Below are 25,390 nucleotides of genomic sequence, written 5' to 3'. Positions count from 1 at the left end.
ATCAAAAGAGAGGCTTTTCTCCATGGCAAAGATCAAGGTTGCGAACCCGGTTGTCGAGCTCGACGGCGATGAGATGACCCGCATTATCTGGCAGTTCATCAAGGACAAGCTCATCCATCCCTATCTCGATATCGACCTGAAATATTACGATCTTTCGGTCGAGAACCGCGATGCCACCGATGATCAGGTCACCATCGACGCCGCCAATGCCATCAAGGAATATGGCGTCGGTGTGAAATGCGCCACCATCACGCCGGACGAGGCCCGCGTCGAGGAATTCAAGCTGAAGAAGATGTGGAAGTCGCCCAACGGCACCATCCGCAACATTCTGGGCGGCGTGATCTTCCGCGAGCCGATCATCTGCAAGAACGTGCCGCGCCTGGTTCCGGGCTGGACCAAGCCCATCATCGTCGGCCGCCATGCCTTCGGCGACCAGTATCGCGCCACCGACTTCAAATTCCCCGGCAAGGGCACGCTTTCGATCAAGTTCGTCGGCGATGACGGCGAAGTCATCGAGCACGAGGTCTATCAGGCGCCCGGCGCCGGCGTTGCGCTCGCCATGTACAATCTCGACGAATCGATCAAGGAATTCGCCCGCGCCTCGTTCAACTACGGCCTGCAGCGCGGCTATCCGGTCTATCTCTCGACCAAGAACACCATCCTCAAGGCTTATGACGGCCGTTTCAAGGATATCTTCCAGGAGATCTACGACGCCGAGTTCAAGGCCGAGTTCGAGAAGAAGAAGATCTGGTACGAACATCGCCTCATCGACGACATGGTCGCTTCGGCGCTGAAGTGGTCCGGCGGCTATGTCTGGGCCTGCAAGAACTATGACGGCGACGTGCAGTCCGACATCGTAGCGCAGGGCTTCGGCTCGCTCGGCCTGATGACCTCGGTGCTGATGACGCCTGACGGTAAGACGGTGGAAGCGGAAGCCGCGCACGGCACCGTCACCCGTCATTACCGCCAGCACCAGAAGGGCCAGGAAACCTCGACCAACTCCATCGCCTCGATCTTTGCCTGGACCCGAGGCCTCGCCCATCGTGCGAAACTCGACGACAATGCCGAGCTGAAGCGCTTCGCCGAGACGCTGGAGAAGGTCTGCGTCGACACGGTCGAAGCCGGCTACATGACCAAGGATCTGGCCCTGCTGATCGGCCCGGATCAGCCCTGGCTCTCGACCACCGGCTTCCTCGACAAGATCGATGAAAACCTCAAGAAGGCGATGGCTGCGCAATAAGCGCCGACGGCTATTTCCCTCCCCCTTGCGGGGAGGGTGGCCTGAAGGGCCGGGTGGGGGTGGTGACGCTTACGCTATTTTCTCCAGCAAAAGCGCGGACGTCACCACCCCCATCCGCCCGCTAACGCGGGCACCTTCCCCGCAAGGGGGAAGGAGGGTGCAGAGCCGGGTTTTCTTTTGCCGGAATCAGGCGCATCCTGTTCGAAAGAAGGAGGAAACCCCTATGGCTGAACTCACTCTTTACACAAACCCCATGTCGCGCGGCCGTATCATCAGGTGGATGCTGGAGGAGATCGGCGAGCCCTATGAGGTGGAAATCCTCGATTTCGGCCCGCCGATGAAGAATGAGGATTATTGCGCGATCAACCCCATGGGCAAGGTTCCGGCATTGCGCCATGGGTCGCATGTAGTGACCGAGGCGGCGGCGATCTGCGCGTATCTCGCCGATACCTTCCCGAAAGCCGGCCTCGCGCCGCGCGCCGATGAACGTGCAGATTATTATCGCTGGATGTTCTTCGCCGCGGGCCCCGTGGAAGCCGCGCTCACCAATCACGCGCTGGGCCTCGAGCCGCCGGCGGAGAAAAGCCGCATGGTCGGCTATGGCAGCTATGCCGCGGTCGTTGACGCGCTGGAACAGGCCGTCTCCCGTCACCCCTATATCGCCGGAGCGCGCTTCACGGCAGCGGATGTCTATGTCGGCTCGCAAATCGGCTGGGGCATGCAGTTCGGTACGCTGGAGGCGCGCCCGGCCTTCGCTGCCTATTGGGACCGGCTGAGGCAGCGCGAGGCGCTTACCCGCGCCGCTGCCCTTGACGATGCTGCCATAAAAGCTGGTGCTTGAGGCCTATTCTATAGAAAAGACTGAGCGAAACGCCTGAGCACCAGTGGGGGTAAAGGAGATCACCCGTCCTTTCTCCCGCCGCGCCCAGCCTTCTGCGATAAAATGATCGAGCAAGGCCGCGCCAAGACCGCCGGAAAGATGGTTGCGCCGCTCGCTCCAATCGAGGCAATGACGGCAGAGGGGCCGCTTGGCCTTTTCTAGCGCCGGGACATTAACTCCCATGGCGGAGAAGAAGCCTCGGCCCTTTTCCGTCAATGTCGGCTTCTCCTCGCCCTCTATCAGGCCGAGCCGGTAGGAGGCGTCTAGCATCTCGACGCCGCACTCGCCCGCCAGATGGTCGTAGCAGATACGCGCCTTGCGCAGCGCCTCATCCTTCGGCCCCGTGCGCACACGCACCGCGCCGGTGCGCTGGGCAAGACCCATCAGCCCCTCCAGCACCTCCGCCACATCCGGCCCCGACAGGCGGACATAGCGGTGCCGCCCCTGCTTTTCCATGATCGTTAGATTGGCCTCGCCGAGCTTGGCGAGATGCCCGCTCGCCGTCGGCAGCGTGACGCCTGCAACCCCGGCAAGCTCGCTGGCGGTAAGCGCGCGCCCATCCATGAGCGCGGTCAACATATTCGCTCGCGCCGGATCGCCGATAAGCGCCGCGATTTTTGCAATGACAGGACCGTCTTTCATAGTTCGATGCTAACCGAAGCATGAGCGGCGTTCAAGCGGTTACAAGGCGGGTCATCGCAAGCATGGAGTACCCGATGATTACCTGTTTCATCCGCTATGAGATCGACCCGTTCCGGCAGGATGCCTTTGCCGAATATGCGCGCAATTGGGGTCAGGCCATTCCCCGCTGCGGGGCAGAGCTGATCGGCTATTACGGCCCGCATGAGGGTTCGGCAACCGTGGCCTATGGCGTCTACAACATCGAAAGCCTGGCTGCCTACGAGGCCTATCGCGCGCGACTGGCGAACGACCCTCTCGGTCGCGAAAACTATGAATTTGCCAAGAAGGAGCGGTTCATCTTGAAGGAGGACCGGATTTTCCTGACCCGCGTCTCCGCCCCCCATGGGGAGCTCATCAAGCCATGATCGCCGTGATCTTCGAAGTCTGGCCCGCGGATGAGGCGCGCCGGGCGCAATATCTCGACGTCGCCGCCGAGCTGCGCAAGGAGCTGCTTGGTATCGACGGCTTCATCGCCATCGAGCGCTTCCAGAGCCTCACCGAACCCGGCAAACTCCTGTCGCTCTCCTTCTGGCGCGATGAGGAGGCGGTGAGGGAATGGCGAAACCTGCCCTCCCACCGCGCCGCGCAAGGGAAGGGCCGCGGCGGCGTGTTCGAGGATTATCGCCTGCGCGTCGCCCATGTCGTCAGGGATTACGGGCTCGACGCGCGTGGCGAAGCGCCCGACGATAGCCGGGCCGCGCATAGCCTCCCCTGAAATGACGGCAGGCTGGGATAACCCGGCCTGTCCCCTCCCCTTGCCCCAGATTTGCCCGGCTTCGTTCCGAGAAGAGGCGGGAGAGAGGGGAAATCAGATGATTCGTGGCATTCTGAAAATCGCCGGCCTTGCCATTGCGGCCTGTGCGGCCATCGCCTTTATCGTCAACACCAACTATCTTGCCGCCCCCGACCAGCCGAAGCCGCAAATCATCGCCCATCGCGGCCTTGGCCAGACCTTTTCGCGCGAGGGCCTCAGGAACGACACCTGCACGGCGGAGCGAATATTCCCGCCTGAGCACCCCTATCTGGAGAACACCATCGAAGGCTTCCGCGCCGCCTTCGCCGCGGGTGCCGATATTGTCGAGTTCGATGTCCACCCGACGACGGATGGCCAGTTCGCCGTTTTCCATGACTGGACGGTTGATTGCCGCACGGAGGGCACGGGCGTCACCCGAGAGAAGAGCCTCGCCGAATTGAAAAAGCTCGATATCGGCTATGGCTATACCGCCGATGGCGGCAAGACCTTCCCCTTCCGTGGCAAAGGCGTGGGCATGATGCCTTCGCTCGATGAGGTGCTGTCGGCTTTTCCCGACCGGCGATTCCTTATCAACATCAAAAGCAATGACGAGCGCGAAGGACGGCTTCTCGCAGCGCGCCTCAACGTTCTCCCCGCAGCGGAGCGGGCGAATATCATGATCTATGGCGGCGGCAAGGCGATCGACGCCTTCAAGGCCGCGAGCCCGGAGGCAACCGTTCTGGGCACTGACGGCGCAATCCGATGCTTCATCCGCCATGCGCTTCTCGGCTGGAGCGGCTATGTGCCGAAAGACTGCCGCCAGACGCTGTTCATGGTGCCGGCGAATTTCGTCCCGTATATCTGGGGCTATCCGAACCGGCTGGCTGCGCGGCTCGAAAAATACGGGACACTCCTTGTCACTATCGGCGATAACCACTGGGAGAAGTCTACGAGCGGCGTCGATGACGAAGCAACGCTGCAGCGCATTCCCGCCCGCTTCAACGGCGCGATCTGGACCAATCGCGTGGATCGGATCGGGCCGCTGGTTAAGGGATGAGAGCGGATTGGTTTGAGGGAGCCTGGCGCTTCCCAGAAGCTATTAGACGGGCTTCACAGTTTGATGGAAACGCCTAGTGTGCCCCATCCGATTGCACGCCGCGCCAAGCACCCCCTCACCGTCCGCTACGCGGCCACCTCTCCCCCGCAAAGCGGGGGAGAGGAGCGCCAGGCTTATCCAGCTTGGCGGCCAGGACAGGGGCTCTCGCGGCTCCCCTCAAAAGGTCATCGTCTGAAACACCACCGCCCCATACAGAAACGCCGACGCATCATATCGCCGGCGTTTCCTCTTCATCTCATAATAATCACCGGCTCAGCCAGCCAGCACGGCCTTCACCGCCTCGACAGCGGCATCTGCCTTTGCGCCATCAGGACCGCCTGCCTGCGCCATATCCGGACGCCCGCCCCCGCCTGCACCACCGAGCGCTGCGGATGCGGCGCGGACGAGGTCGACGGCGCTGAAGCGGCCGGTCATGTCTTCCGTCACGCCCGCCACGGCGCTCGCCTTGCCATCCTCGCCGACGCCGATGAATAGCACCACGCCGGAGCCGATCTGCTTCTTGCCCTCGTCGGCCAGCGGCTTCAGATCGCGCGGCGAGACGCCCGTCACCACCTTGCCGAGGAAATTGACGCCGTTCACGGTTTCAGCGCCATTGCCGCCGGAGGAAGATGCGCCGCCAAGCGCCAGCTTCTTGCGGGCGTCGGTGAGTTCGCGCTCAAGCTTGCGGCGCTCTTCGATCAGCGCGTTGACGCGCTCGAGCGCCTCGGCGGGGGTCGTCTTCAGCGCGGAGGCAAGGGCCTTGACCCGCTCGTCCTGCTCTTCGAGATAGCGGCGGGCCGCCTCGCCGGTCAGCGCCTCGATGCGCCGCACGCCAGCGGCGACCGCGCCTTCGGAGACAATGCGGATCAGCCCGATATCGCCGGTGCGGCGCACATGGGTGCCGCCGCAGAGCTCGACCGACCAGGCCTTGCCCGCCTTCGGGCCGTCCTCGGCCAAGCCCATCGACACGACGCGCACCTCGTCGCCATATTTTTCGCCGAAGAGCGCCATCGCGCCCTCGGCAATGGCGTCATCGACCGCCATCAGCCGAGTCGTAACAGGCGAATTCTGCAGTACGATGGCGTTGGCGGCATCCTCGATCTGCTTCAATTCCTCGGGGCCGATGGGCTTCGGATGCGAAAAGTCGAAGCGCAGGCGCTCGGGCGCGACGAGCGACCCCTTCTGCGCGACATGGGTGCCGAGCGTGCCGCGCAGCGCCTCATGCAGGAGGTGAGTCGCGGAATGGTTGGAGCGGATGCGGGTGCGGCGCGCCGAATCGACGGTAAGTTCCACCGCCGCGCCGGTCTTCGCCTCGCCTTTGGTCACACGGCCCAGATGGACGAAAACGCCGTCGCCCTTCTTCTGCGTGTCGGTGATTTGGATGGTGAAGCCTTCGCCCGAGATCGTGCCGGTATCGCCGACCTGACCGCCGGATTCGCCATAGAACGGCGTCTGGTTGACGACGACGGCAATTGCCTCGCCCTCCCCGGCGCTGTCGACAATCCCGCCGTCACGCACCAGCGCCGTGATGACACCTTCGGCCTTCTCGGTCTCGTAGCCAAGGAATTCCGTCGCGCCGACCTTGTCGCGCACGGAGAACCACACGGTTTCCGTCGCCGCCTCGCCGGAGCCCGCCCAGTTGGCGCGCGCCTCGGCCTTCTGGCGCTCCATGGCCGCGTTGAAGCCCTCGACATCGACGCCGATGCCGCGCTGGCGCAGCGCATCCTGCGTCAGATCGAGCGGAAAACCATAGGTGTCGTAGAGCTTGAAGGCGGTGTCGCCGTCGAGCTGGGCGCCCTCGCTCAAATTTTCGGTCGCCTCGCCGAGCAGCCCGAGCCCGCGCTCCAGCGTCTTGCGGAAGCGGGTTTCCTCGAGCTTCAGCGTCTCGGAGATGAGCGCCTCGGCGCGGATCAGTTCCGGATAGGCCTGGCCCATTTCGCGGATGAGCGTTGGAAGAAGACGCCACATCAGCGGCTCGCGCGCGCCAAGCAACTGCGCATGGCGCATGGCGCGGCGCATGATGCGGCGCAGCACATAGCCGCGGCCCTCATTCGACGGCAGCACGCCATCGGCGATGAGGAAACTCGAGGCGCGTAAGTGATCGGCGATGACGCGATGGCTCGCGCGGGCGCTGCCTTCGGCCTTCACGCCCGTCGCCTCCTCCGAGGCGCGGATCAGCGCCTTGAAGAGGTCGATGTCGTAATTGTCATGCACGCCCTGCAGCACGGCGGCTATGCGCTCCAGCCCCATGCCGGTGTCGATCGAGGGACGCGGAAGCGCCACGCGCTCCTCCTTCGTCAACTGCTCGAACTGCATGAAGACGAGGTTCCATATCTCAATGAAGCGGTCGCCATCTTCTTCAGCGCTTCCTGGAGGGCCGCCCCAGATATGATCGCCATGGTCGTAGAAGATTTCCGAGCACGGGCCGCAGGGGCCGGTATCGCCCATCGCCCAGAAATTGTCGCTGGTGGGAATGCGGATGATGCGCTCGTCGGAGAGCCCCGCGATCTTCTTCCAGTAATTCGCCGCGTCGTCGTCGGTGTGATAGACGGTGACGAGGAGCTTGTCCTTCGGCAGGCCGAATTCTTTCGTGATCAGCTTCCAGGCAAGGCCGATCGCCTCCTCCTTGAAATAATCGCCGAAGGAGAAATTGCCCAGCATCTCGAAGAAGGTGTGATGACGCGCGGTATAGCCGACATTGTCGAGGTCATTATGCTTGCCGCCGGCGCGCACGCATTTTTGCGAGGTGGTGGCGCGGCTATAGGGGCGCGTTTCCAAGCCGGTGAAGACATTCTTGAACTGCACCATGCCGGCATTGGTGAACATCAATGTCGGATCATTGCGCGGCACGAGCGGACTCGACGGCACGATCTCATGCCCGTTCTTCTTGAAATATTCGAGAAATGTCGACCGTATCTCGTTGACGCCGCTCATGTTCCAACCTTTGGGGGCTTTGACCTGTCCTTCTCGCGACAGGCTTCGCCTTCTTGAAATGCTCCTTCGGCGCTTTTAGCGATGCGGCCTATCCCTGTCCAGACAATCCGGAAAGCGAAAGAGAAGCGCAGTAAATGCGTCCGATATCTTCAGCAAAACAGAAGCCCGCCTCTCATCGAGGAGAGGCGGGCCGCACGAGAAAGACAGGTGATGCAGGGGCCTCAGATATCCCCGGCGTCGCCGTCGCTATCGTCATCGCCCGGACCGTTCTCCAGAAGCTGCTCGGCGATGAGGCCGGCATTCTGGCGCAGGGTCAGCTCGATCTCACGCGCCACTTCCGGATTGTCCCTCAGGAACAGCTTGGCGTTCTCTCGGCCCTGGCCCAGGCGCTGCGAATTATAGGAGAACCATGCGCCCGATTTCTCGACCACACCGGCCTTGACGCCGAGGTCGATCAGTTCGCCCACCTTGGAGACGCCCGCGCCATAGAGAATATCGAATTCCACCTGCTTGAAGGGCGGCGCCAGCTTGTTCTTCACCACCTTCACGCGGGTCTGGTTGCCGACCACCTCGTCGCGCTCCTTGAGAGAGCCGATGCGGCGGATATCGAGCCGGACCGAGGCATAGAATTTCAGGGCGTTGCCGCCCGTCGTCGTCTCGGGCGAGCCGAACATGACGCCGATCTTCATGCGGATTTGGTTGATGAAGATGACCATGCATTTGGAGCGGGAAATGGAGGCGGTCAGCTTGCGCAGCGCCTGGCTCATGAGACGGGCCTGCATGCCCGGCAGGGAATCGCCCATCTCGCCCTCGATTTCCGCGCGCGGCGTCAAGGCGGCGACGGAGTCCACCACCAGGACGTCGATCGCGCCGGAACGCACCAGCGTGTCGGTGATCTCAAGCGCCTGCTCGCCCGTATCGGGCTGCGAGATCAGCAAGTTTTCCAGATCGACGCCGAGCTTGCGTGCATAGACGGGATCGAGCGCGTGCTCCGCATCGACGAAGGCGCAGATACCGCCCTTCTTCTGGGCTTCGGCGATGGTGTGCAGCGCCAGCGTCGTCTTGCCCGAGCTTTCCGGACCATAGATCTCGATGATGCGTCCCTTGGGCAGGCCGCCAACGCCGAGCGCGATGTCCAGAGAAAGCGATCCGGTCGATACCGTTTCGATCTCGACCGCCTGCTCGTTGCTGCCGAGCCGCATGATCGATCCCTTGCCGAACGCCCGCTCGATCTGAGAGAGCGCCGCGTCCAGAGCTTTAGTCTTGTCCACTGATTTTTCCTCAACAAGCCGCAATGAATTCTGAGACATGTTACACTAGCCCCCTGTGGTGGATGAAGCCCGGACAGTCCGTTCTTGGTAAACTATTTGTATTCGTTTTGTTCCCATTTTGCAAGCACATCAAGCCATTGAATAATCAAATTATTATAAAAATGTTCCATATACGTTCCATCTAAAATACGGGCCGCTTCGTTAACAAAAATCGCGAAGCGGCAAGCGATTTTAATCCGCTCCGCTCCTGTTGACGATTCGCCCCAAACAAAACGCGGCCCCGAAGGACCGCGTCTCGATAATGTTCGATGCGAGTGGTGCGGATCAGTAACCGCCGTAGCCGCCACCCGGCGCACCATAGCCGCCGCCCTGGGCGTAGCCGCCGCCCTGCCCGCCATCGGTGAGCGGCGAGATCTGGATTTCGACGCGGCGGTTCTGCGCGCGGCCTGCTTCCGAGGCGTTGGAGGCGATGGGGCGCGTGTCGCCGAAGCCGGTGACGGCAAAGCGGCGCTGGTCGATGCCTTGGGCGCCGAGATAATTGGCGACAGACTGGGCGCGGCGCTGCGAGAGCTGGAGATTATAGGACGGGCTGCCGGTCGAATCGGTGTGGCCGTAAATGTCGACCAGCGACTGGTTGAACTTGCGCAGCACGATGGCGACGGAGTTCAGCGTCGGGTAGAACTGGCTCTTCACCTGATCCTGGTCGGTGTCGAAGGTGATGTTCGACGGCATGTTCAAGATGATGTTGTTGCCATTGCGCGTCACCGAGACGCCGGTCCCCTGCAATTGCGCGCGCAGCTCGGCTTCCTGGCGGTCCATGTAATTGCCCACGGCACCACCGGCGAGCGCGCCGAGGCCGGCGCCGATCAGCACGGCATTGCGCTGCGCGCGGCTCGATCCGCCGACCGCGAGGCCGCCCAGCGCGCCGACCGCTGCGCCCAGCGCCGCGCCGCCGGCGGTCTTCGAAATCTTCTGCTCGCCCGTATAGGGATCGGTCGTGCAGCCCGCGAGAAAAGTGACCGCGACGGCGGCAATTGTAAGCTTCTTGATCATGACAGAATCGTCCCCGGTTATATGCGGTGCCGCGATCATAGAAACGATTGCGGCGAGAAGGTGGAACTTGGTTAATGATATTGACCCCATAGTCAAGTTACGATGACATGGTCAAATCGAGGAGATGAAAATGTCTGCACACGAGAAGCCGGTGGCGGTGATAACGGGCGGCGGGCGCGGCATGGGCGCCGCGATTGCGCGCAAGCTCCATGAGCGCGGCTATCGGCTGGCTCTGATGTCGCCCTCCGGCAGCGCCGTCGAGCTGGCGGAGGAATTGGGCGGCATCGGCATCAAGGGTGCGGCGGAAAAGCTTGCCGACCTGGAAGCGCTCGTCGATGCAGCGGCAAGCCGCTATGGCCGCATCGATGCCGTCGTCAACCACACGGGCCATCCGCCGAAGGGCGACCTTCTCGACATTACCGACGAGGAATGGACACTCGGCAATGAGATGATGGTGCTGAATGTGGTGCGCATGGCGCGACTGGTGACGCCATTCATGCTCGAACAGGGCAAGGGCGCGTGGGTCAACATCACCACCTTCGCCGCGTTCGAGCCGACACTGAAATTCCCTGTCTCCTGCGCCTATCGCGCAGCGGTCGGCGCTTATACCAAGCTCTATGCCGACCGCTACGCGGCCGACAATATTCGCATGAACGCGCTGTTGCCGGGCTATATCGACAGCTACGAGCAGACCCCGGAGACGTTAAGCACCGTTCCGATGAAGCGCATCGGCACGGTGGAGGAAATTGCCGCGACGACGGCGTTCCTGCTCTCCGACGATGCCGGGTATATTACCGGGCAGAACATTCGGGTGGACGGCGGGATTACGCGGCATGTATGAGCGCCGAGCCCAACTCATGTGGCACAGGGAGCAGATTGCGTTTTGACAGAACCACCTGCGCACCCTTTTTGTCGTTGTTGTAATGGATAGGGAGAGGAATGGATCCCAGTGACAAGCACTGGGATGACGGATGGGTTGGTTGTTCTCGGTAGTCTCCAACCGTTCCGCATGCCACAATGGTTCTCCAGTTGGGCGAATCCCTCTCCACTCCGTCATCCCAGTGCTTGTCACTGGGATCCATTCCTCTACCTCTCCCCGACATCAACGGCCCAAAACGGGAAATTTGGGCGGATAAGCTTCTCTTTGCTCACCAGCGCTCAACCTCGACGCCCACCCCGCCCGGCCCGAGCTCAAGCTTTTCCACCCGCACGACCACATGCGTCACGCGCGGGTGCGCCAGGATAAAAGCTGCGATTTCTTCCGCGAGCGTTTCGGCAAGTTCCACATGTCCGCGCGCGACGATGCTCCTGATCCCGTCCATGATGAGATCGTAGGAAACGACATGGCGCATTTCAGTGGGCATGCGCGCCACGCGGCGCACATTCGCGGTCACGTCGAAGCGCACCTTCTGGGGCTTGCCATGCTCGAAACTATAGGCGCCGATATGCACAGGCAGGACGAAGTCGCGCACAAAAATCTTGTAAGTTCCGAGGTCCTCCCCCTCCTCCGGCTGAGAGATAAGAGGCTTTTCGGCGCGGCGCGTTTCTTTCTTGGGGATCAGCGCCCTGATTGCCGCCAGCCCTTCGGCATCGAACCCGCTGAATCCGAGAAAATCCGGATTATAAACCAGAAGCCGGGGAATATCAGGCGCTTCCAGTCCGCCGGCCACGCCCGCGATGAGGGAATGTTCGTGGGCATCTTCGATGAAGGCACTTATCTGCTCGAGGCTTAGATAATCGAGCAGCCGCTCGTCCGGTCTCCCTGTATCGAGCATAAGCCCATGAAAACCGGCGGCGGCGACGGCTGCAGGCAGATCAGCCGGATAGGTATGGCTGGCATGAAGCACACCGATTAGTTTCGTGCTCCTTGCGAGGCCGCGCAGCGCTTCAATTGAGGACGATAATTGCTCTGAAGGAAATAAGCCGATCCTGATATAATCGACGCCCGTTTCTGCGATTTTCTGTGCTTGCCGCAGGATTGCCGGCGAGCCCGTGGAGAGATCGCCAGACATTGCACTCACCGCCCGGAGACCTGCAACGAGCTTGACGACATCGCTGATAGTTGCCAACGTCACGGCAGCGCCGTCCCCGCTCGTGGGGTCGATGATATCGGCCCCGCCTTTCACGGCAATTTCGGCTTCCTTGCGGTCCCGCACGCTCGCCAGCATCTTGGTCATCGGCAGTCCTCTGGCCGCTCAAACATTCTCCATATGCCAAGAGCATGACGCCGAACGATAATCAAGAAGCAGCTTCGGCCGCCTTGCCGATGCGCCTATATTGAAAGCCCGTACCGCCGGTCACACTGCCCAGCCTCGCCGCCTCTTCGATCAAAGCCCCCATGCGCTGGTGCAGGGAGGATTTGATGCAGGCCGGGTCGGTGGCGGAAGCGTCACCGGCAATCGCCATGGCCTGGCAGCGGCAGCCGCCCCAATCCAGTTCCTGCCGGTCGCAGCTGCGGCAGGGCTCCGCCATCCAGCCCGTTCCCCGAAAAGCGTTGAAGGCAGGCGAATCCCGCCAGATATCGCCTAACGTCCAATCGCCAAACCGCTCGAAGGACAGCGATTTGATGGTATGCGCGGCGTGGCACGGCAAAACCGTCCCATCCGGCGCCACCATGAAGGCGTCACGCGCCCAGCCGCCCATACAAGGCTTGGGATAGATAGCAAAATAATCGGGCACGACGAAATCGATGGTGAGAATACCGCGCAACCGTTCCTGCGCCTCCTCCACGATCCGCACCTGCCATTCGACGGATTCGCGGTCCGGCATCAGGGCCTCGCGATTGAGGAGCGCCCAGCCCGCATATTGCACATTGGCGATTTCCAGCCGTTCCGCGCCGAGCGCCAGCGCCATCTCGATGAACGCGGGCACCTCGTGGATGTTGTGGCGATGGATCGGTGCGTTGATCGTCAACGGCAAGCCGGCCGCACGCACACGCTTCGCCGTCTCGATCTTCTTTTCATGCGCCTGCGTGTGGTTGCCGATTTTTGCGGTGGTTTCCGGCTTTGCGCCTTGGAAGCTCAATTGCACATGATCGAGCCCCGCTTTCGCAAATTCCTCGATCCGTCCTTCCGTGATACCTACCCCAGCGGTGATCAGGTTCGTGTAGACGCCGCGTCGCGCCAGACAGGCAATGAGTTCGGTCAGATCGCTGCGCAGCGTCGGCTCGCCGCCTGAGAGATGGACCTGCAGGACGCCTAGGTCCGCCGCCTCCTCGAAAAGCGCCAGCCAGCCTTCAGTTGCCATTTCCCTGTTGGCCTTCAAAAGCTCGACCGGGTTGGAGCAATAGGCACATTGCAGCGGGCAGCGATGCGTCAATTCCGCAAGCATGGCGATGGGGGGCAGAATGGCTTCGGTCATAGGACGACTTTTACGCAAGCCCGGACGGAAAACCGCTTCACACTTTTCCTGGGCTTGCTCCAGCGTCACCAGAAACTTGTCCGACCATTCCTGTAGAAAGGCCGTCACGTCGCCCGCTATATCGGCTTCGTCCGCGCCATATTCGGCTGCGAGCGCGGCGATCATGTCCGCAACAGTCCGCGTCCCGTCGCACAGCTGGAGAATATCGAGACTGACCTCATTCGGCCAGAAAATCCGCTCCGGCGACAGCAGCGCCCAAGCACCGCGCACCGGATCATAATGCAGCCGCGCATGGCGATTGAGCGCGGGGCGAGACTGCATCGACACGATGGCACGGGTGCGGGCGGCTTCCATTCACTCCTCCCTCATCCTGAACTTGTCGAAGGGTCGAACGCGCCGGGCGGTATATGGCCCGGCGTGCCATAGGCATAATCGAGCGCGTCGAGCATTGCCCAGAGAATATCGCATTTGAAGGTGAGCGCGTCGATAACCGCCTGCTGCTTTTCCGGCGTGGTGGCGTGCTCCATCACATAAGCGAGCGCAAAATCGGCGTCGCGCGAGGCCTGCACCGGGCGCGGCTTGAAATAGGCAAGGATATCCTCGGTCACATAATCATATTTGACCAGCATGGCGGGCACCCGCTCCCCGATGATGACGGGCGAGAAGAGCTCGGTCAGCGAGGAGGCCACCGCTTCCAGCAGGCTTCTATTGCGGCAGAATGAAAGATACGCCCCGACCGCGAAGCGCGTGGCCGGCAGCGCCAGCCTTTCGCTCGTCACCATCTGAGCGTCGAGGCCCAGCCCCGTCGCGAGCTTCAGCCAGCGGGCGATGCCGCCGCTCCAGCCATCCGCGCCATCATGATCCTCGATGCGCTTGCGCCATTCAGCGCGGAAGGCCGGGTCTTCTGCTTTCGTCAGGATCGCCGCGTCCTTGCGCGGAATGACGGCCTGATAGCAATAGCGGTTGAGCGCCCAGGCCTGCATCTGCCCTTTGGTCAGTGCGCCGCTCACCATCTTATGGTGGAGAGGATGCAGATTGTGGTAGCGCGCCGCACCCACCGCTCGCAGCGCGTCTTCAAGCTGGGAAGGCGTCAGGCCATGTTTGGCGGCGCTGGCAAAATCCGTCAAAGCGCGATCTCCATTCCGTCATAAGCCACCTCCCATCCCGCCGCCCGTACCGCCGCATGTTCGGCGGAATTCTCGTCGAGGATGGGATTGGTGTTGTTGATATGCACATAGATGCGCCGCGCGGCGGGTACATCGGCAAGCTGCTTCATCGACCCCGCCTCGCCGGCGATGTGCAGATGCCCCATGCGCGCCCCAGTCTTGGCACCGACGCCGGCGCGGATCATCTCGTCATCATGATAGACCGTGCCGTCGAAAAGAAGACAGGCGGCCCCGGCAATGCGGATTTTCAGGGGTTGATCGATGTCGGCACAGCCGGGGATGTAGAGGGCCGTTTGGGCAGTCCCTTCAGCCTTTATCGCTACCCCGACCGTATCGCCTTCCTCGGTTCCAAAACCCTCCCGCGCCTCGTTCTCCAGAAACAGCGCCACCTTCCCCGGCACGGCGAAGGCTTCCATGACGATCCCGGTCGGCTTGCCCTCGGCATCCAAAATCTCCGTGCGCTCATTCAGGGCCAGCCTGCGCCGCGGGACGATCGCCCGGTCGAGCACGTTGAAGATCGAATTGGTTTCGAGGACGTTGAGCACCCGGTCCGTCGCATAGATGGCGAAGGGCTGGCGTTCGCGTAAGGATAGAAGCCCGGCAATATGGTCGACATCGGCATTGGTCAGCACCACCGCGCGGATCGGCGTCGCGCGCAAGGGTCCATCGGCTGGCGGCTGCAATTCCGACGTGGCGGCGATCTGCTGGCGGATGTCGGGGGAAGCGTTGAACAGCACCCAGTCCGTTCCATTGGCGCTCGCGGCGAGGCTCGACTGCGTGCGCTGGCGGAAGCCCGGCTCCCCTGCCCGCGCGCCCCGGCTGAAACGATAATTGCAGTTCCACTGGGGAAAACCGCCGCCTGCCGCGGAACCGATGATCTTCAAAAGCATTCCGCGCCCTTACCGCCGCTGGGGCAATTCCGGATAAATATCCGCCCCGCGCGATATGCCGCACGGGGCGGAAAACATTACTTCTTTGCCTTCAGCTCGGCGGAAAGATAACGGGACATTTCCATTCCGGCGGCGACCTGGCACATGGTCGGCTTTGTCCATGTCTTCTTCATGATTTCTCTCCTTTGCTTCAAGATCGTCCATCTAATCTTCTGATCATCATGCGCTCGCTGCGCACGATTCATTTTTTACCGCATGATCTTATCCGAAAAGTCTGCAACTTTTCGGGATCATGCTCTGGGGTGGATATTATAGCACGGCATGGCCGTCTTCACCCAGCGAGGATTCAAGCATCCCTGAAATAGGTTTGCAACTTCTTATCAGGCGGCTTGCGCGATGCAATTTCATGTAATATGTAAAGTTACATGAAACACGACAGCCGCCTCTCCTCCGTCCTCCACGCACTCCTTCACATGGCCGCCCATGATGGTCCCATGACCTCGGAGGCGCTGGCGCAATGCATGCGCACCAATCCCGTGGTCGTCCGCCGCACCATGGCGGGCCTGCGCGAGGCGGGGCTGGTGCGCTCCGAAAAGGGGCACAATGGCGGCTGGACGCTCGCGAGGGACCTCGAAAGCGTGACGCTACGCGACATTCACCTGGCGCTGGGCGAGCCGGCAGTCTTCGCCATCGGCAACCGCCATGAAAACCCGCAATGCCTCGTCGAGCAGGCGGTCAATGCCGCGCTGGACGACACATTCAACCACATCGAAGCCTTGCTGATGGAGCGGTTCAGCCGCCTCACGCTGGCGGAACTGGCCGCGGACTTCGCCAAGCGCTTCGCCGCACACAAGCAGAACAGAGCATGATCCCGAAAAGTTGCAGACTTTTTGGATGAGATCATGCGGCTAAGAAAAGGAAACCGGGATGCAGTATGACGTGATCATTATCGGCGGCAGCTATGCAGGCATGGCGGCAGCGCTGCAATTGGCGCGGGCGCGCCGGCGGATCATGGTGATTGATGCAGGCGTGCGCCGCAACCGCTTTGCCGAAACCTCGCACGGCTTCCTTGGCCGCGACGGTCACGCGCCCGGCGCCATCGCGCAAGAGGCGAAACAGCAGCTCCTCGCCTACCCCACCCTCAGATGGATGGAAGGCAAGGTGTCGAGCGCCGCCCGTGCGGGTGAAGGCTTCCATGTGAAAACCGAGGCCGGAGGCGCTTACGATGCGAAACGGCTGATCCTGGCGCTCGGCGTCGAGGATGTGCTGCCCGCCCTCCCCGGCCTCAGGGAGCGCTGGGGAAAGAGCGTCTTCCACTGCCCCTATTGCCATGGCTATGAACTGAACGAGGGCCATATCGGCGTCCTCGCTATGGGCCCGGCCTCCATCCATCAGGCGCTGATGCTGCCGGACTGGGGCAAGACGACCTTCTTCACCAACAACGTCTTTTCGCCCGACGCCGAACAACTGGCGCAACTGGCAGCGCGCGGCGCAAGCGTTGAGCCGACGCCCGTCACTGAAATCACGGGGCATGCAGACCTCAACCTCACCGATGGCCGCGTCATCCCCCTCGCCGGCCTCTTCACCGCCCCCGCCACCCGGCCCTCGAGCCCGCTGGCGGATGAGCTTGGCTGCGTGATGGAGGACGGCCCGCTCGGCCCCTTCATCCAAACGGATGGGATGAAGGCGACCTCGGTTCCCGGCGTTTTCGCCTGCGGCGACGCCGCGCGCGGCGCGGGCAATGTCTCGCTTGCCGTCGGTGACGGCGCGATGGCCGGCGCCGCCGCCCACCGCTCGCTCATGTTCTGAATGCCGCTTTAAAACGCGCTGAGCCTCTTGTTCGGAATCGCGCGGCGGCTTAAGCCTGAAACCATGAAAATAGCCACCTGGAACATCAACGGCGTCAAGGCGCGCATCGACAACCTTCTGCGTTGGCTGAAGGAGTCGGCGCCTGACATCGCCTGCCTGCAGGAAATCAAATCCGTCGACGAGCAATTTCCGCGGCTGGAGATCGAGGCGCTCGGCTATCATGTCGAGACCCATGGCCAGAAGGGTTTTAACGGCGTCGCGATTCTATCGAAAAAATCGCCTGACGAGGTGATGCGCGGTCTTCCTGGCGACGAGACCGACGAGCAGGCGCGTTTCATCGAGGCGGTTTTCTCACGCGAGGGCGGCGGGGTCATCCGTGTCGCCTCGCTCTATCTGCCCAACGGCAATCCGGCGCATACGGAAAAATATGCCTATAAGCTTGGCTGGATGAAGCGGCTCGAGCGCTGGGCGCAAAGCCGCCTCAAGCTGGCCGAGCCGCTGGTGCTAGCGGGCGACTATAATGTGATCCCGCAGGCGGAAGACGCGAAGCATCCCGAACAATGGCTGAATGACGCGCTGTTCCTGCCCGAGACGCGGAAGGCCTTCCGCCGGCTGGAAAATCTGGGCCTCGCCGATGCCGTGCGGCTCACCAGCGATGCGGCGGATCTCTATACGTTCTGGGATTATCAAGCCGGCGCCTGGCGCAGGGACAATGGCATCCGCATCGACCACCTCCTCCTGTCGCCGGAAGCCGCCGACCGCCTCGTCTATGCCGATATCGAAAAGCACGTCCGCGCGTGGGACAAGCCGTCAGACCATGTGCCTGTCGTGGTGAAGCTGAAGATGTGAGTCGGCCGAAATTGCTGCAATAGCGGATGAATCGGCGACGATCATATTTCGTTCAGATCGTCGGATATTTCCTTGGGAGAACGCGGATCGAGCAGAGGTAGGGAAGAAACTTCCTTACCGAGGGCAAGCATTTCTTCTACCGTCATTCGCTTTCGTTTTGTCTCAGGCTTATCAGCCATGCCCAAGCGCCTTGGCTTCTTGCTCAAGCGCGGAGCGAATTAATTCCTCGGGATCGCGACCGCTTCGGTAGGCCACCAGACGGGCCAGCTTTTCGGTCTCCTTGGACAATTGCAGCATGGCGAACCTCTTCAAAGCCTCCCCAATATAGTAGACTTTGAAGCATGGCGCCAGAACCGGGTTATGCAATCAGGCCGGAGCGTCATCGCGCCAACGCCCTGTTACCCCTCTCCCTAAGCCTTCAAAAATCCCCCGTCCGCACGATATCCCCCGCGAGCGAGATCGCGGTGCGGCGGTCGGCTTCGCCGGCGACCGAGAAGGCCTGCTCCTGCATGTTGCGGATCCAGTCGCAATCCTTCGGCGTGCAGCGCTCAAAGGCGGCGGTGAGCATGGCGAGGCCGCGCACTGTCTTGCCGGCCTGGAACAGCATGTTGCCGAGCATGGCCTGCGCCTTCACATTGCCCTTCTGGGCGGCGAGGCGGAACCAGCGGGCGGCCTGCACGGGATTGCGCGCCCCGCCCTCGCCTTTCAGCAGCATCCGGCCCAGCTCGTATTGCGCAGACGGGTCGCCGAAATTGGAGGCGGCCTGGACGTAGAGGTCGCGCGCGACGCTGGGATCGGCCTTGACGGGAGAGCCGGGAATGCCGCGCCTGACATAGCCGGCCAATGCGACAAGGGCGTCGGCGACATAGATCTCGTTCTGCGAGCCGGGCTCGGCCCCGTCACGCACGATCTTCTCGAATATCTGGTAGGCCTCGTAGTCGTTTTCCTTGACACCGTCGCCATCGGCATACATGCGGGCGAGCTTCCATTTGGCGCCCTGGTGGCCCATATCGGCGGCATAGCGCAGCGCCTTCAGCGCCTCGTCCTTATGGCCGCTCTTGTAGGCGGAGAAGCCGAACTTGAACAGTTCGAAGGGATTGCTGGTCTGTTCCGGCTGGTCTTCGAGAACATCGAAAGCGCGGGCATATCCACATGCGACGGCAAGTGTCAGGGCAACTCCGAACACCGGATATGTGAATTGCTTAACGACGCGCATCAATGCATTTCTCTTGAATGTGAGCGGACAACATGTCTCGCCCTCTCCGGGTGCTACTGGTTTGTGGCGGGAAATTGGCGAAGCCCTCCGGCTCCCCGGCCATGCACTTTCATGGTGAAGCGACTGTTGCTGAATCGCCACGAAATTGGGCGTGAGACCGGCTAGGCCGGTGCGCGCAACGAGCTGGAAGAACATGTCCATTTAGCCCCCCCTGGACATTTATTTCCCTGATCTTCACGAACAGAAAGCCCGGCAAAAACCGGGCTTTCTCAACAGCTTACACTAAAACATCGACTTAGAATTTCAGCTTCGCAGAAACCGAAAGCGCACCGACGAAATCATCGTCGAAGTCGGCGATGGAGCCCGTCGGATTAGGCTTACCGTCGATAACGGTGTTGTCCTTGGTTCCCGACGTGAGCAAGCCGAGAGCGCCGGCGAGGCGAACCTCGAAGCGTTCGTTCGGCGAATAGGTCGTGCCGAGACCGAGGGTCCAGGTATCCGTCTGGGACTGCAGGCCAGTCGATGTGCCACGGTCCCAGGTGAGGCTCGTCGCCACGGACCACTGATCGTTGAACTTGTGACCGACACCACCGGTAACGGTCCAGCCATCGCGGTAGTAGAGATCGAGACCGGTGATCCGCGCACCCACGGGAATCGCGCCGAACGGCCCGGGAAGGCTCGCGCTCGTATTGAGGAAATTAATGGCATCCTGATTCGACCAATTGGTCCATTTGACCGAGCCGAACGCCAGCCAGTTCGGCGCGATGCCGGTCTGGAACTTGAACTCGACCGAGTCAGGCACCTCTGCCTCACCCACGACAGGGATCGTAATGGGGAACAGGCCGGTGATCGTGCCTTCCAGATCGTATTTCACCTTGGACTGGTAAACCAGAGACGCGCGCAGCGCATATTCCGGGATTTCATAGGCCGCACCGATGCGCCAGCCCCAGCTTTTATCTTCGACGTTGAGATAGCCCGTTCTGAACGGCAGCGCCGCGCCGAAGGGCGTTGGGAAACCCGCCGGCAGGTAGCGGGACTGATAACCTTCGACTTCCTGATAGGAAACGCCGCCGAGGATGCGGATAAAACCCTTCTCGCCCGCCGCAAAACGGTAGGAGCAGTTGAGGCCATAATCGCGCGAAGTGATCTTCTGCTCGATGGCCGTGTACATCTCGACGGTATCCGTGCCGACATCGGTGTGAATGCCGATGGGCTCGCGATATTGCGCGGCGCAGGCGAGATCATCCGTCAAATCGATCTTGGCCGAGAATTTCGGCACGGCGTAGCCCCGGGATTCGCCGGTGCTCGTCTCGTAAGGTTGCCATGTCCTGGGATCGGCCGGGTTCCCCGTCGTCGGGTTACGGCCGCCCGTGGCAGCCCCCACCGCCGAACCGCGAATATTCTTCAGCTTCCGCTCCGGCTTCACATAAGTGACGCCCGACTCGACGCGCGTGCCCGGCTCGAACAGAATGTCGAAATCCTGCGAGCTGCGCTCCAGACCGCCGGCATGCGCCGCGCCTGCGGTGCCTGCCGCGATCAGCGCTGCGCCGATGAGCGTTTTGGTTCCCCTGTCCATGAATGTCCCTCCCCAGATCATTGATCGCAATCAAATTTTGACGGAAACGTAACATGAAAGTGATGCCCGGCAAGAGGCCGCGAAACACCCTCCCCATCAGCTCAAAATGTGCCTTCGCAAAAAGCGGCCATTTTTCGCCGTGGTGGCGGGCTAATAAAGGGATTCTGCGTTTAAAGGCGCGATAAATAATCGGTTTTTACGGGGTTTTTGGCCGAGATGGCTGCGCTGTTGCCAAGAGGCAACAATGGCGGCATATTGTTCAAATCATGGCAAAAAGCGGCGACCCGGCGCCCTGTTTGGAAGGGGGCGGGGCGCGAAAAGGTGCTCGAATCGTGCTTTCTGTGAGCGTTGATGAGCGTCACAGCAGATTACGATTAGACGCCCCCTGCAGCCTCTTGTCATTGTTGCAATGGATAGGGAGAGGAATGGATCCCAGTGACAAGCACTGGGATGACGGATGGGTTGGCTGTTCTGGATAAGACTCCAACCGTTCCATTTTCCACACCGGTTGTTAGTTGGGTGAAAGCATCTCCACCTCGTCATCCCAGTGCTTGTCACTGGGATCCATTCCTCTATGGTAAAGTTCTCACAACGACGAAGATCAAGCGTCGTTGCTTCCATCTAAAAACAAAATGCTCAATCCGCCCCGCCGATCCGCTGGCGCGCCACGGCGATCTTTTCCGCCGCCTCGCGCAATTCTGCGAGCTTTTCGCGTTCGGCTTCAACGACTTCCTCCTTCGCATTGGCGACGAATTTTTCGTTCGAGAGCTTCTTCTCGATGCGCTCGATCTCGCCAGCGATTTTGCCCTGTTCCTTGGCAAGGCGCGCGTCTTCCGCCTTCAAATCGATGAGGCTTCCGAGCGGCAGGCAGGCCGTCGCCTCGCCTATGACGATCTGTGCCGAAGCCTTCGGCGCCTCGGCGGCAAAGCTTATCGCTTCCACGCGTGCCAGACGCTTGATTGCCGCGTCGTGGCGCTCGAGCCTGTCGCGGGTGAGATCGTTCGCGCCCAGGACAACGAGCGGAGCGAGCGCGGAAGGCGGAACGTTCATTTCCGCCCGCACCGAGCGGATGCCGGTGACCAGCTCGATCAGCCAGTTGAGGTCCGCTGCGGCGGCATCGTCCTCGAAATCGAGCACAGGCCACTCAGCATGCGCAAGCAAGGTCGGGCGCGTCTTACCCCCGCCCGCCGTATGCGCCCACAACTCCTCGGTCATGAACGGCATGAAGGGGTGGAGCAGCTTGTAAATTTCATCGAGGCAGTAGGCAGCGCAGGCTTGCGCCTCCTTCTTGGCCGCCTCGTCCTCGCCCATGAAGATCGGCTTCAAGAGCTCCAGATACCAGTCGCAGAACTGGTTCCAGACGAATTTATAGGCCGCGCCCGCCGCCTCGTTGAACTTATAGGCAGCGATGCCTTCGGTAACGGCCCGCGCGGCGCGCGTCAGCTCGGTGAGAATCCAGCGGTTGACGGCGAGCTTCGCCTGAGCCGGGTCGAAACTCTCGTCACGCGCGACGCCGTTCATCTCGGCAAAGCGGGTGGCGTTCCAGAGCTTGGTGCCGAAATTGCGGTAGCCGGCGATACGCGCGGGGTCGAGCTTCACGTCGCGCCCCTGCGCCGCCATGATGGCGAGCGTGAAGCGCAGCGCATCGGCGCCATATTCGTCGATCAGCTCCAAGGGGTCGAGGACATTGCCCTTCGACTTCGACATCTTGGCGCCGTTCTTGTCGCGAACGAGGGCGTGGAGATAGACGGTGTGGAACGGCTCCCGCTCCATGAAATGGAGGCCCATCATCATCATCCGGGCAACCCAGAAGAAGATAATGTCGAAGCCGGTGACGAGCACGCTGGTCGGGTAATAGGTGGCGAGTTCCGGCGTCTCGTCCGGCCAGCCGAGAGTCGAGAACGGCCAGAGCGCGGAGGAGAACCAGGTGTCGAGCACGTCGGAATCGCGCGTGAGGCTGACATCCTCGCCATAATGCGCGCGCGCCGCCGCCTTGGCCTCGTCCTCGCTGCGCTCGACGAAGCAGGTGCCGTCCGGCCCGTACCATGCGGGAATCTGATGGCCCCACCAGAGCTGGCGCGAAACGCACCAGGGCTGGATGTTCTCCATCCAGTCGAAATAGGTCTTTTCCCAATTGGCGGGGATGATCTTGGTGCGGTCCTCGCGCACCGAGGCAATCGCGGGCTTGGCCAGTTCCGCCGCGTTGACATACCATTGGTCGGTCAGGAACGGCTCGATCGGCACGCCGCCACGGTCGCCATGCGGCACCGCATGGGTGTGATCCTCGATCTTTTCGAGATAGCCGCCCGCCTCCATCATCTCGACGATGCGCTTGCGGGCCGTAAAACGGTCCTGCCCGTCGAGATCATGGATCAGCTGATCGAGATGGCTCGATGCCTGCAGCCCTTCGAGGAAGTCCTTGTTGTCTTTCAGCGTAATCGCCGCCTCGACGGTGAAGACATTGATCTGGCGAAGGCCGTTGCGCTTGCCCACTTCGAAATCGTTGAAGTCATGGGCAGGCGTGATCTTGACCGCACCGGACCCCGCTTCCGGGTCGGCATAATCATCAGCGACGATGGGGATCAGCCGCCCGACCAGCGGCAGCACGACGTTGTTGCCGATAAGGGCGTGATAGCGCGGGTCTTCCGGATTGACCGCAACGCCGGTGTCGCCAAGCATCGTCTCGGGCCGCGTCGTGGCGACGACGATATAAGTGTGGGGATTTTCGGGGTCGAACGGCACGTTTTCAAGAGGATAACGGAAGTGCCAGAGATGGCCCTTCACCTCGCGCGATTCCACCTCGATGTCGGAAATGGCAGTCAGCAGCTTCGGGTCCCAATTCACAAGGCGCTTGTCCTTGTAGATGAGGCCTTGCTTATAGAGCGTGACGAAGACTTCGAGCACCGCCTTGGACAGGCCTTCATCCATGGTGAAGCGCTCGCGCGACCAGTCGCAGGAGGCGCCGAGGCGGCGCAGCTGGTTGGCGATCATGCCGCCGGATTCGGCCTTCCACTGCCAGATGCGCTCGACGAATTTCTCGCGGCCCATCACATGGCGGTTCGGCTCCTGCCGCTCCATCAGCTGGCGCTCGACCACCATCTGCGTGGCGATGCCGGCATGGTCCATGCCCGGCTGCCACAGCACGTCCCTGCCGCGCATCCGCTCGAAGCGGACGAGAATGTCCTGGATCGTGTTGTTGAGCGCATGGCCCATATGCAGCGAGCCGGTGACATTGGGCGGCGGAATGACGATGGAAAACGGATCGGCGCCCGGCTTCGCCCCTGCCCCAGCCTTGAAGGCTCCCGCCTTCTCCCAGCGTTCGGCGATCTTCGGCTCGATGGCCGTGGCGTCGTATGTCTTCTCAAGCATGGAAAATGTCCGTCGAGGCTAATTCAAGCGGGAATGTTCAGTTGAAGGTTCTAAAATCACTTTTGGAGGGATTATGAAAGGGGAAAGACGTGGAAAGCGTGGAATACCCCTCATCCGACCGCGCTTTCGCGCGGCCACCTTCTCCCACAAGGGGAGAAGGGAGGTGCTTGGCGCTGGCCTAGCTGCCACCTACTGGCGCACGCAATTGGCTCAAGAGGTGATGCAGTGCGCCAGCCTTCTCCCCTTTGTGGGGGAAGGTGGCCGCGCGAAAGCGCGGTCGGATGAGGGCTGACTAGCGCCCCCGCACCACGCGCTCGATCTCCTCGCGCACCAGGCGCTCGACGAGCGAGGGGAGATTGTTGTCCAGCCATTCCTGCAGCATGGGGCGCAGCATTTTCTCGGCCATTTCGTCGAGGGAGCGGCGCTGTTCGGCACGCATGGCGGCGGTCAGGTCTTCGAAGGCGGCGGCGACCTGCCGCCCGGTCGTCGGCGAGATGAGCGGGGAAGCCTCGCTTGCCGCATAGGGCGCCGGGGCTTCCTCGAAAGCGGGCGCGGCGGGCTCCGGTGCTGGCTGCGCAGCTTGGGCCGGTTCCGGTGCTTTCGCGACTGAAGGTTGCGGCTCTACGGGCTCCGCCCGCTTCTGCTCCACCGGCTCCACAGGCTTCGGAGGTACGGCGGCGGGCGCGGGCTTCAAGGCCACGGGCGCTTCCGGTATAGAAACGCTCACGGGGCGGTCGTCATTGACGGGATCGAGGATCGGTTCCTCGTCCTCCTCGTCCATAACTGGGTAAGATGGCGGTACGGGCGCCGGGGCGACGGCGGCGCCGCGCGCGTCCAGCGTGCCGCGCAGGCCGATGCGCGCGGCAAGGGCGTTCATCGCCTCGTCGGTTTCCTGTGCACGCCGCTCTTCGCGCTTCGGCTCGGTCTCGACGGGCCTCGGCGCGGACTGAACGGGCCGCAGCACGGGCTCGGGATCGCGGCGGAATTCGGCGATCTCGCCGCGAACCGGAGCCATTTGCGGGCGCTCCGGCTTGGGCGGCACGCTCTGCCGCACCACATCACTGTCCTCGATGATCCGACGAATGGAAGCCAGAATCTCTTCCATGGAGGGCTCACGCGCCGCGCTCGATGTCTGTGCCATATTCCGCCTTGTGATGATTTAAGCCTGCCGCCTGCAGGCGAATCCATAGACTTTAGGGTATCGGAGGAAACCGGGTTTGAGAATCCCCGGGGCGCATCCTCGAAAGCCAACTCACAGAATTATCCA

Annotated in this window: 23 protein-coding genes and 1 pseudogene; 9 read left to right on the top strand and 15 right to left on the bottom strand. The window is 61.8% G+C overall.

Going from position 1 to position 25,390, the window contains the following annotated elements; all coding sequences use genetic code 11:
* The first annotated feature begins 22 nt into the window (after window positions 1-22).
* The gene (locus ACOWVG_RS10085; RefSeq protein WP_420961885.1) at window positions 23-1,240 is read left to right on the top strand and encodes an NADP-dependent isocitrate dehydrogenase; all 1,218 of its coding nucleotides are present in this window, start codon (window positions 23-25) and stop codon (window positions 1,238-1,240) included.
* Window positions 1,241-1,463: 223 nt separating this feature from the next.
* Complete coding sequence (locus tag ACOWVG_RS10080) at window positions 1,464-2,081, top strand: glutathione S-transferase family protein (protein WP_420961884.1); 618 nt, start codon at window positions 1,464-1,466, stop codon at window positions 2,079-2,081.
* Between the two features lie 3 nt (window positions 2,082-2,084).
* Here ACOWVG_RS10080 and ACOWVG_RS10075 read toward each other — a convergent pair whose 3' ends face one another.
* A complete protein-coding gene (locus ACOWVG_RS10075) occupies window positions 2,085-2,762 on the bottom strand; it encodes an ArsR/SmtB family transcription factor (protein ID WP_420961882.1) in 678 nt (225 codons plus the stop codon).
* A 74-nt stretch (window positions 2,763-2,836) separates the two neighbouring features.
* Here ACOWVG_RS10075 and ACOWVG_RS10070 point away from each other — a divergent pair, with 74 nt between their 5' ends.
* The 3 genes from ACOWVG_RS10070 (at window position 2,837) to ACOWVG_RS10060 (ending at window position 4,591) form a co-directional block, all read left to right on the top strand.
* Entirely contained in the window at window positions 2,837-3,166 is a 330-nt protein-coding gene (locus tag ACOWVG_RS10070) for an NIPSNAP family protein (RefSeq protein ID WP_420961880.1), read from the top strand.
* Window positions 3,163-3,516, top strand: a complete 354-nt coding sequence (locus ACOWVG_RS10065) for an antibiotic biosynthesis monooxygenase family protein (protein ID WP_420961878.1) — start codon at window positions 3,163-3,165, stop codon at window positions 3,514-3,516. The genes ACOWVG_RS10070 and ACOWVG_RS10065 overlap by 4 nt, the downstream gene beginning before the upstream one ends.
* Window positions 3,517-3,613: 97 nt before the next feature.
* Complete coding sequence (locus ACOWVG_RS10060) at window positions 3,614-4,591, top strand: glycerophosphodiester phosphodiesterase family protein (protein ID WP_420961877.1); 978 nt, start codon at window positions 3,614-3,616, stop codon at window positions 4,589-4,591.
* Between the two features lie 312 nt (window positions 4,592-4,903).
* Here the strand turns inward: ACOWVG_RS10060 and alaS are convergent, their stop codons facing one another.
* From alaS to ACOWVG_RS10040, 4 genes and pseudogenes are all read right to left on the bottom strand, one after another.
* Window positions 4,904-7,564, bottom strand: coding sequence for an alanine--tRNA ligase (gene alaS / locus ACOWVG_RS10055; RefSeq protein ID WP_420961875.1), 2,661 nt, complete (start codon window positions 7,562-7,564; stop codon window positions 4,904-4,906).
* Window positions 7,565-7,785: 221 nt separating this feature from the next.
* On the bottom strand, window positions 7,786-8,874 hold the full coding sequence (gene recA / locus ACOWVG_RS10050; RefSeq protein WP_420961874.1) for a recombinase RecA: 1,089 nt from the start codon (window positions 8,872-8,874) through the stop codon (window positions 7,786-7,788).
* A gap of 53 nt (window positions 8,875-8,927) precedes the next feature.
* Window positions 8,928-9,194: a hypothetical protein gene (locus ACOWVG_RS10045; protein ID WP_420961872.1), complete on the bottom strand. Its 267-nt coding sequence runs from the start codon at window positions 9,192-9,194 to the stop codon at window positions 8,928-8,930.
* Window positions 9,195-9,237: 43 nt separating this feature from the next.
* Window positions 9,238-9,888 (bottom strand): annotated as a pseudogene (locus tag ACOWVG_RS10040) (OmpA family protein); the annotation flags it as partial.
* Window positions 9,889-10,018: 130 nt separating this feature from the next.
* On the opposite strand from ACOWVG_RS10040, the gene ACOWVG_RS10035 reads away from it, so the two are divergent.
* A complete protein-coding gene (locus ACOWVG_RS10035; protein ID WP_420961871.1) occupies window positions 10,019-10,729 on the top strand; it encodes an SDR family oxidoreductase in 711 nt (236 codons plus the stop codon).
* Window positions 10,730-11,036: 307 nt separating this feature from the next.
* Here the strand turns inward: ACOWVG_RS10035 and ACOWVG_RS10030 are convergent, their stop codons facing one another.
* From ACOWVG_RS10030 to pqqB, 4 genes are all read right to left on the bottom strand, one after another.
* Window positions 11,037-12,065, bottom strand: a complete 1,029-nt coding sequence (locus tag ACOWVG_RS10030) for a (5-formylfuran-3-yl)methyl phosphate synthase (RefSeq protein ID WP_420961869.1) — start codon at window positions 12,063-12,065, stop codon at window positions 11,037-11,039.
* Between the two features lie 61 nt (window positions 12,066-12,126).
* Window positions 12,127-13,602, bottom strand: coding sequence for a pyrroloquinoline quinone biosynthesis protein PqqE (gene pqqE, locus ACOWVG_RS10025; protein ID WP_420961868.1), 1,476 nt, complete (start codon window positions 13,600-13,602; stop codon window positions 12,127-12,129).
* Window positions 13,603-13,613: 11 nt separating this feature from the next.
* Window positions 13,614-14,375, bottom strand: coding sequence for a pyrroloquinoline-quinone synthase PqqC (gene pqqC, locus ACOWVG_RS10020; protein WP_420961867.1), 762 nt, complete (start codon window positions 14,373-14,375; stop codon window positions 13,614-13,616).
* Window positions 14,372-15,304 (bottom strand): pyrroloquinoline quinone biosynthesis protein PqqB, encoded by a 933-nt coding sequence (gene pqqB, locus ACOWVG_RS10015; protein WP_420961866.1) that lies wholly within the window; start codon window positions 15,302-15,304, stop codon window positions 14,372-14,374. Before pqqB ends, pqqC begins: the two co-directional genes overlap by 4 nt.
* Before the next feature lie 425 nt (window positions 15,305-15,729).
* Here pqqB and ACOWVG_RS10010 point away from each other — a divergent pair, with 425 nt between their 5' ends.
* The 3 genes from ACOWVG_RS10010 (at window position 15,730) to xth (ending at window position 17,962) form a co-directional block, all read left to right on the top strand.
* A complete protein-coding gene (locus ACOWVG_RS10010; RefSeq protein ID WP_420961864.1) occupies window positions 15,730-16,173 on the top strand; it encodes an Rrf2 family transcriptional regulator in 444 nt (147 codons plus the stop codon).
* A gap of 58 nt (window positions 16,174-16,231) precedes the next feature.
* Complete coding sequence (locus tag ACOWVG_RS10005) at window positions 16,232-17,113, top strand: NAD(P)/FAD-dependent oxidoreductase (RefSeq protein WP_420961862.1); 882 nt, start codon at window positions 16,232-16,234, stop codon at window positions 17,111-17,113.
* A gap of 63 nt (window positions 17,114-17,176) precedes the next feature.
* Entirely contained in the window at window positions 17,177-17,962 is a 786-nt protein-coding gene (xth, locus tag ACOWVG_RS10000) for an exodeoxyribonuclease III (protein WP_420961861.1), read from the top strand.
* Window positions 17,963-18,003: 41 nt separating this feature from the next.
* Here xth and ACOWVG_RS09995 read toward each other — a convergent pair whose 3' ends face one another.
* From ACOWVG_RS09995 to ACOWVG_RS09970, 6 genes are all read right to left on the bottom strand, one after another.
* Window positions 18,004-18,141: a hypothetical protein gene (locus ACOWVG_RS09995; RefSeq protein ID WP_420961859.1), complete on the bottom strand. Its 138-nt coding sequence runs from the start codon at window positions 18,139-18,141 to the stop codon at window positions 18,004-18,006.
* The gene (locus ACOWVG_RS09990) at window positions 18,134-18,259 is read right to left on the bottom strand and encodes a hypothetical protein (RefSeq protein WP_420961857.1); all 126 of its coding nucleotides are present in this window, start codon (window positions 18,257-18,259) and stop codon (window positions 18,134-18,136) included. Before ACOWVG_RS09990 ends, ACOWVG_RS09995 begins: the two co-directional genes overlap by 8 nt.
* Window positions 18,260-18,380: 121 nt before the next feature.
* Entirely contained in the window at window positions 18,381-19,178 is a 798-nt protein-coding gene (locus ACOWVG_RS09985; protein ID WP_420961855.1) for a tetratricopeptide repeat protein, read from the bottom strand.
* Between the two features lie 295 nt (window positions 19,179-19,473).
* Window positions 19,474-20,754, bottom strand: coding sequence for an OmpP1/FadL family transporter (locus ACOWVG_RS09980; RefSeq protein WP_420961853.1), 1,281 nt, complete (start codon window positions 20,752-20,754; stop codon window positions 19,474-19,476).
* Window positions 20,755-21,390: 636 nt separating this feature from the next.
* A complete protein-coding gene (locus ACOWVG_RS09975; RefSeq protein WP_420961851.1) occupies window positions 21,391-24,123 on the bottom strand; it encodes a valine--tRNA ligase in 2,733 nt (910 codons plus the stop codon).
* Window positions 24,124-24,415: 292 nt separating this feature from the next.
* A complete protein-coding gene (locus tag ACOWVG_RS09970; RefSeq protein WP_420961850.1) occupies window positions 24,416-25,264 on the bottom strand; it encodes a PopZ family protein in 849 nt (282 codons plus the stop codon).
* Between the last annotated feature and the right edge of the window lie 126 nt (window positions 25,265-25,390).

It is taken from the genome of Brucella sp. IR073 (assembly GCF_049065735.1).
GTDB lineage: Bacteria > Pseudomonadota > Alphaproteobacteria > Rhizobiales > Rhizobiaceae > Paramesorhizobium.
The sequence above is the reverse complement of the archived record's forward strand: the minus strand, read 5'-3'. Positions and strand labels throughout refer to the sequence as shown.

Bases quoted from the DNA above. Each gene is read 5' to 3' on its own strand.
- ACOWVG_RS10085 (WP_420961885.1), top strand. From the start codon at position 23: ATGGCAAAGATCAAGGTTGCGAACCCGGTTGTCGAGCTCGACGGCGAT.
- ACOWVG_RS10080 (WP_420961884.1), top strand. From the start codon at position 1,464: ATGGCTGAACTCACTCTTTACACAAACCCCATGTCGCGCGGCCGTATC.
- ACOWVG_RS10075 (WP_420961882.1), bottom strand. From the start codon at position 2,762: ATGAAAGACGGTCCTGTCATTGCAAAAATCGCGGCGCTTATCGGCGAT.
- ACOWVG_RS10070 (WP_420961880.1), top strand. From the start codon at position 2,837: ATGATTACCTGTTTCATCCGCTATGAGATCGACCCGTTCCGGCAGGAT.
- ACOWVG_RS10065 (WP_420961878.1), top strand. From the start codon at position 3,163: ATGATCGCCGTGATCTTCGAAGTCTGGCCCGCGGATGAGGCGCGCCGG.
- ACOWVG_RS10060 (WP_420961877.1), top strand. From the start codon at position 3,614: ATGATTCGTGGCATTCTGAAAATCGCCGGCCTTGCCATTGCGGCCTGT.
- alaS (WP_420961875.1), bottom strand. From the start codon at position 7,564: ATGAGCGGCGTCAACGAGATACGGTCGACATTTCTCGAATATTTCAAG.
- recA (WP_420961874.1), bottom strand. From the start codon at position 8,874: ATGTCTCAGAATTCATTGCGGCTTGTTGAGGAAAAATCAGTGGACAAG.
- ACOWVG_RS10045 (WP_420961872.1), bottom strand. From the start codon at position 9,194: ATGGTGCGCCGGGTGGCGGCTACGGCGGTTACTGATCCGCACCACTCG.
- ACOWVG_RS10035 (WP_420961871.1), top strand. From the start codon at position 10,019: ATGTCTGCACACGAGAAGCCGGTGGCGGTGATAACGGGCGGCGGGCGC.
- ACOWVG_RS10030 (WP_420961869.1), bottom strand. From the start codon at position 12,065: ATGACCAAGATGCTGGCGAGCGTGCGGGACCGCAAGGAAGCCGAAATT.
- pqqE (WP_420961868.1), bottom strand. From the start codon at position 13,602: ATGGAAGCCGCCCGCACCCGTGCCATCGTGTCGATGCAGTCTCGCCCC.
- pqqB (WP_420961866.1), bottom strand. From the start codon at position 15,304: ATGCTTTTGAAGATCATCGGTTCCGCGGCAGGCGGCGGTTTTCCCCAG.
- ACOWVG_RS10010 (WP_420961864.1), top strand. From the start codon at position 15,730: ATGAAACACGACAGCCGCCTCTCCTCCGTCCTCCACGCACTCCTTCAC.
- ACOWVG_RS10005 (WP_420961862.1), top strand. From the start codon at position 16,232: ATGCAGTATGACGTGATCATTATCGGCGGCAGCTATGCAGGCATGGCG.
- xth (WP_420961861.1), top strand. From the start codon at position 17,177: ATGAAAATAGCCACCTGGAACATCAACGGCGTCAAGGCGCGCATCGAC.
- ACOWVG_RS09995 (WP_420961859.1), bottom strand. From the start codon at position 18,141: ATGGCTGATAAGCCTGAGACAAAACGAAAGCGAATGACGGTAGAAGAA.
- ACOWVG_RS09990 (WP_420961857.1), bottom strand. From the start codon at position 18,259: ATGCTGCAATTGTCCAAGGAGACCGAAAAGCTGGCCCGTCTGGTGGCC.
- ACOWVG_RS09985 (WP_420961855.1), bottom strand. From the start codon at position 19,178: ATGCGCGTCGTTAAGCAATTCACATATCCGGTGTTCGGAGTTGCCCTG.
- ACOWVG_RS09980 (WP_420961853.1), bottom strand. From the start codon at position 20,754: ATGGACAGGGGAACCAAAACGCTCATCGGCGCAGCGCTGATCGCGGCA.
- ACOWVG_RS09975 (WP_420961851.1), bottom strand. From the start codon at position 24,123: ATGCTTGAGAAGACATACGACGCCACGGCCATCGAGCCGAAGATCGCC.
- ACOWVG_RS09970 (WP_420961850.1), bottom strand. From the start codon at position 25,264: ATGGCACAGACATCGAGCGCGGCGCGTGAGCCCTCCATGGAAGAGATT.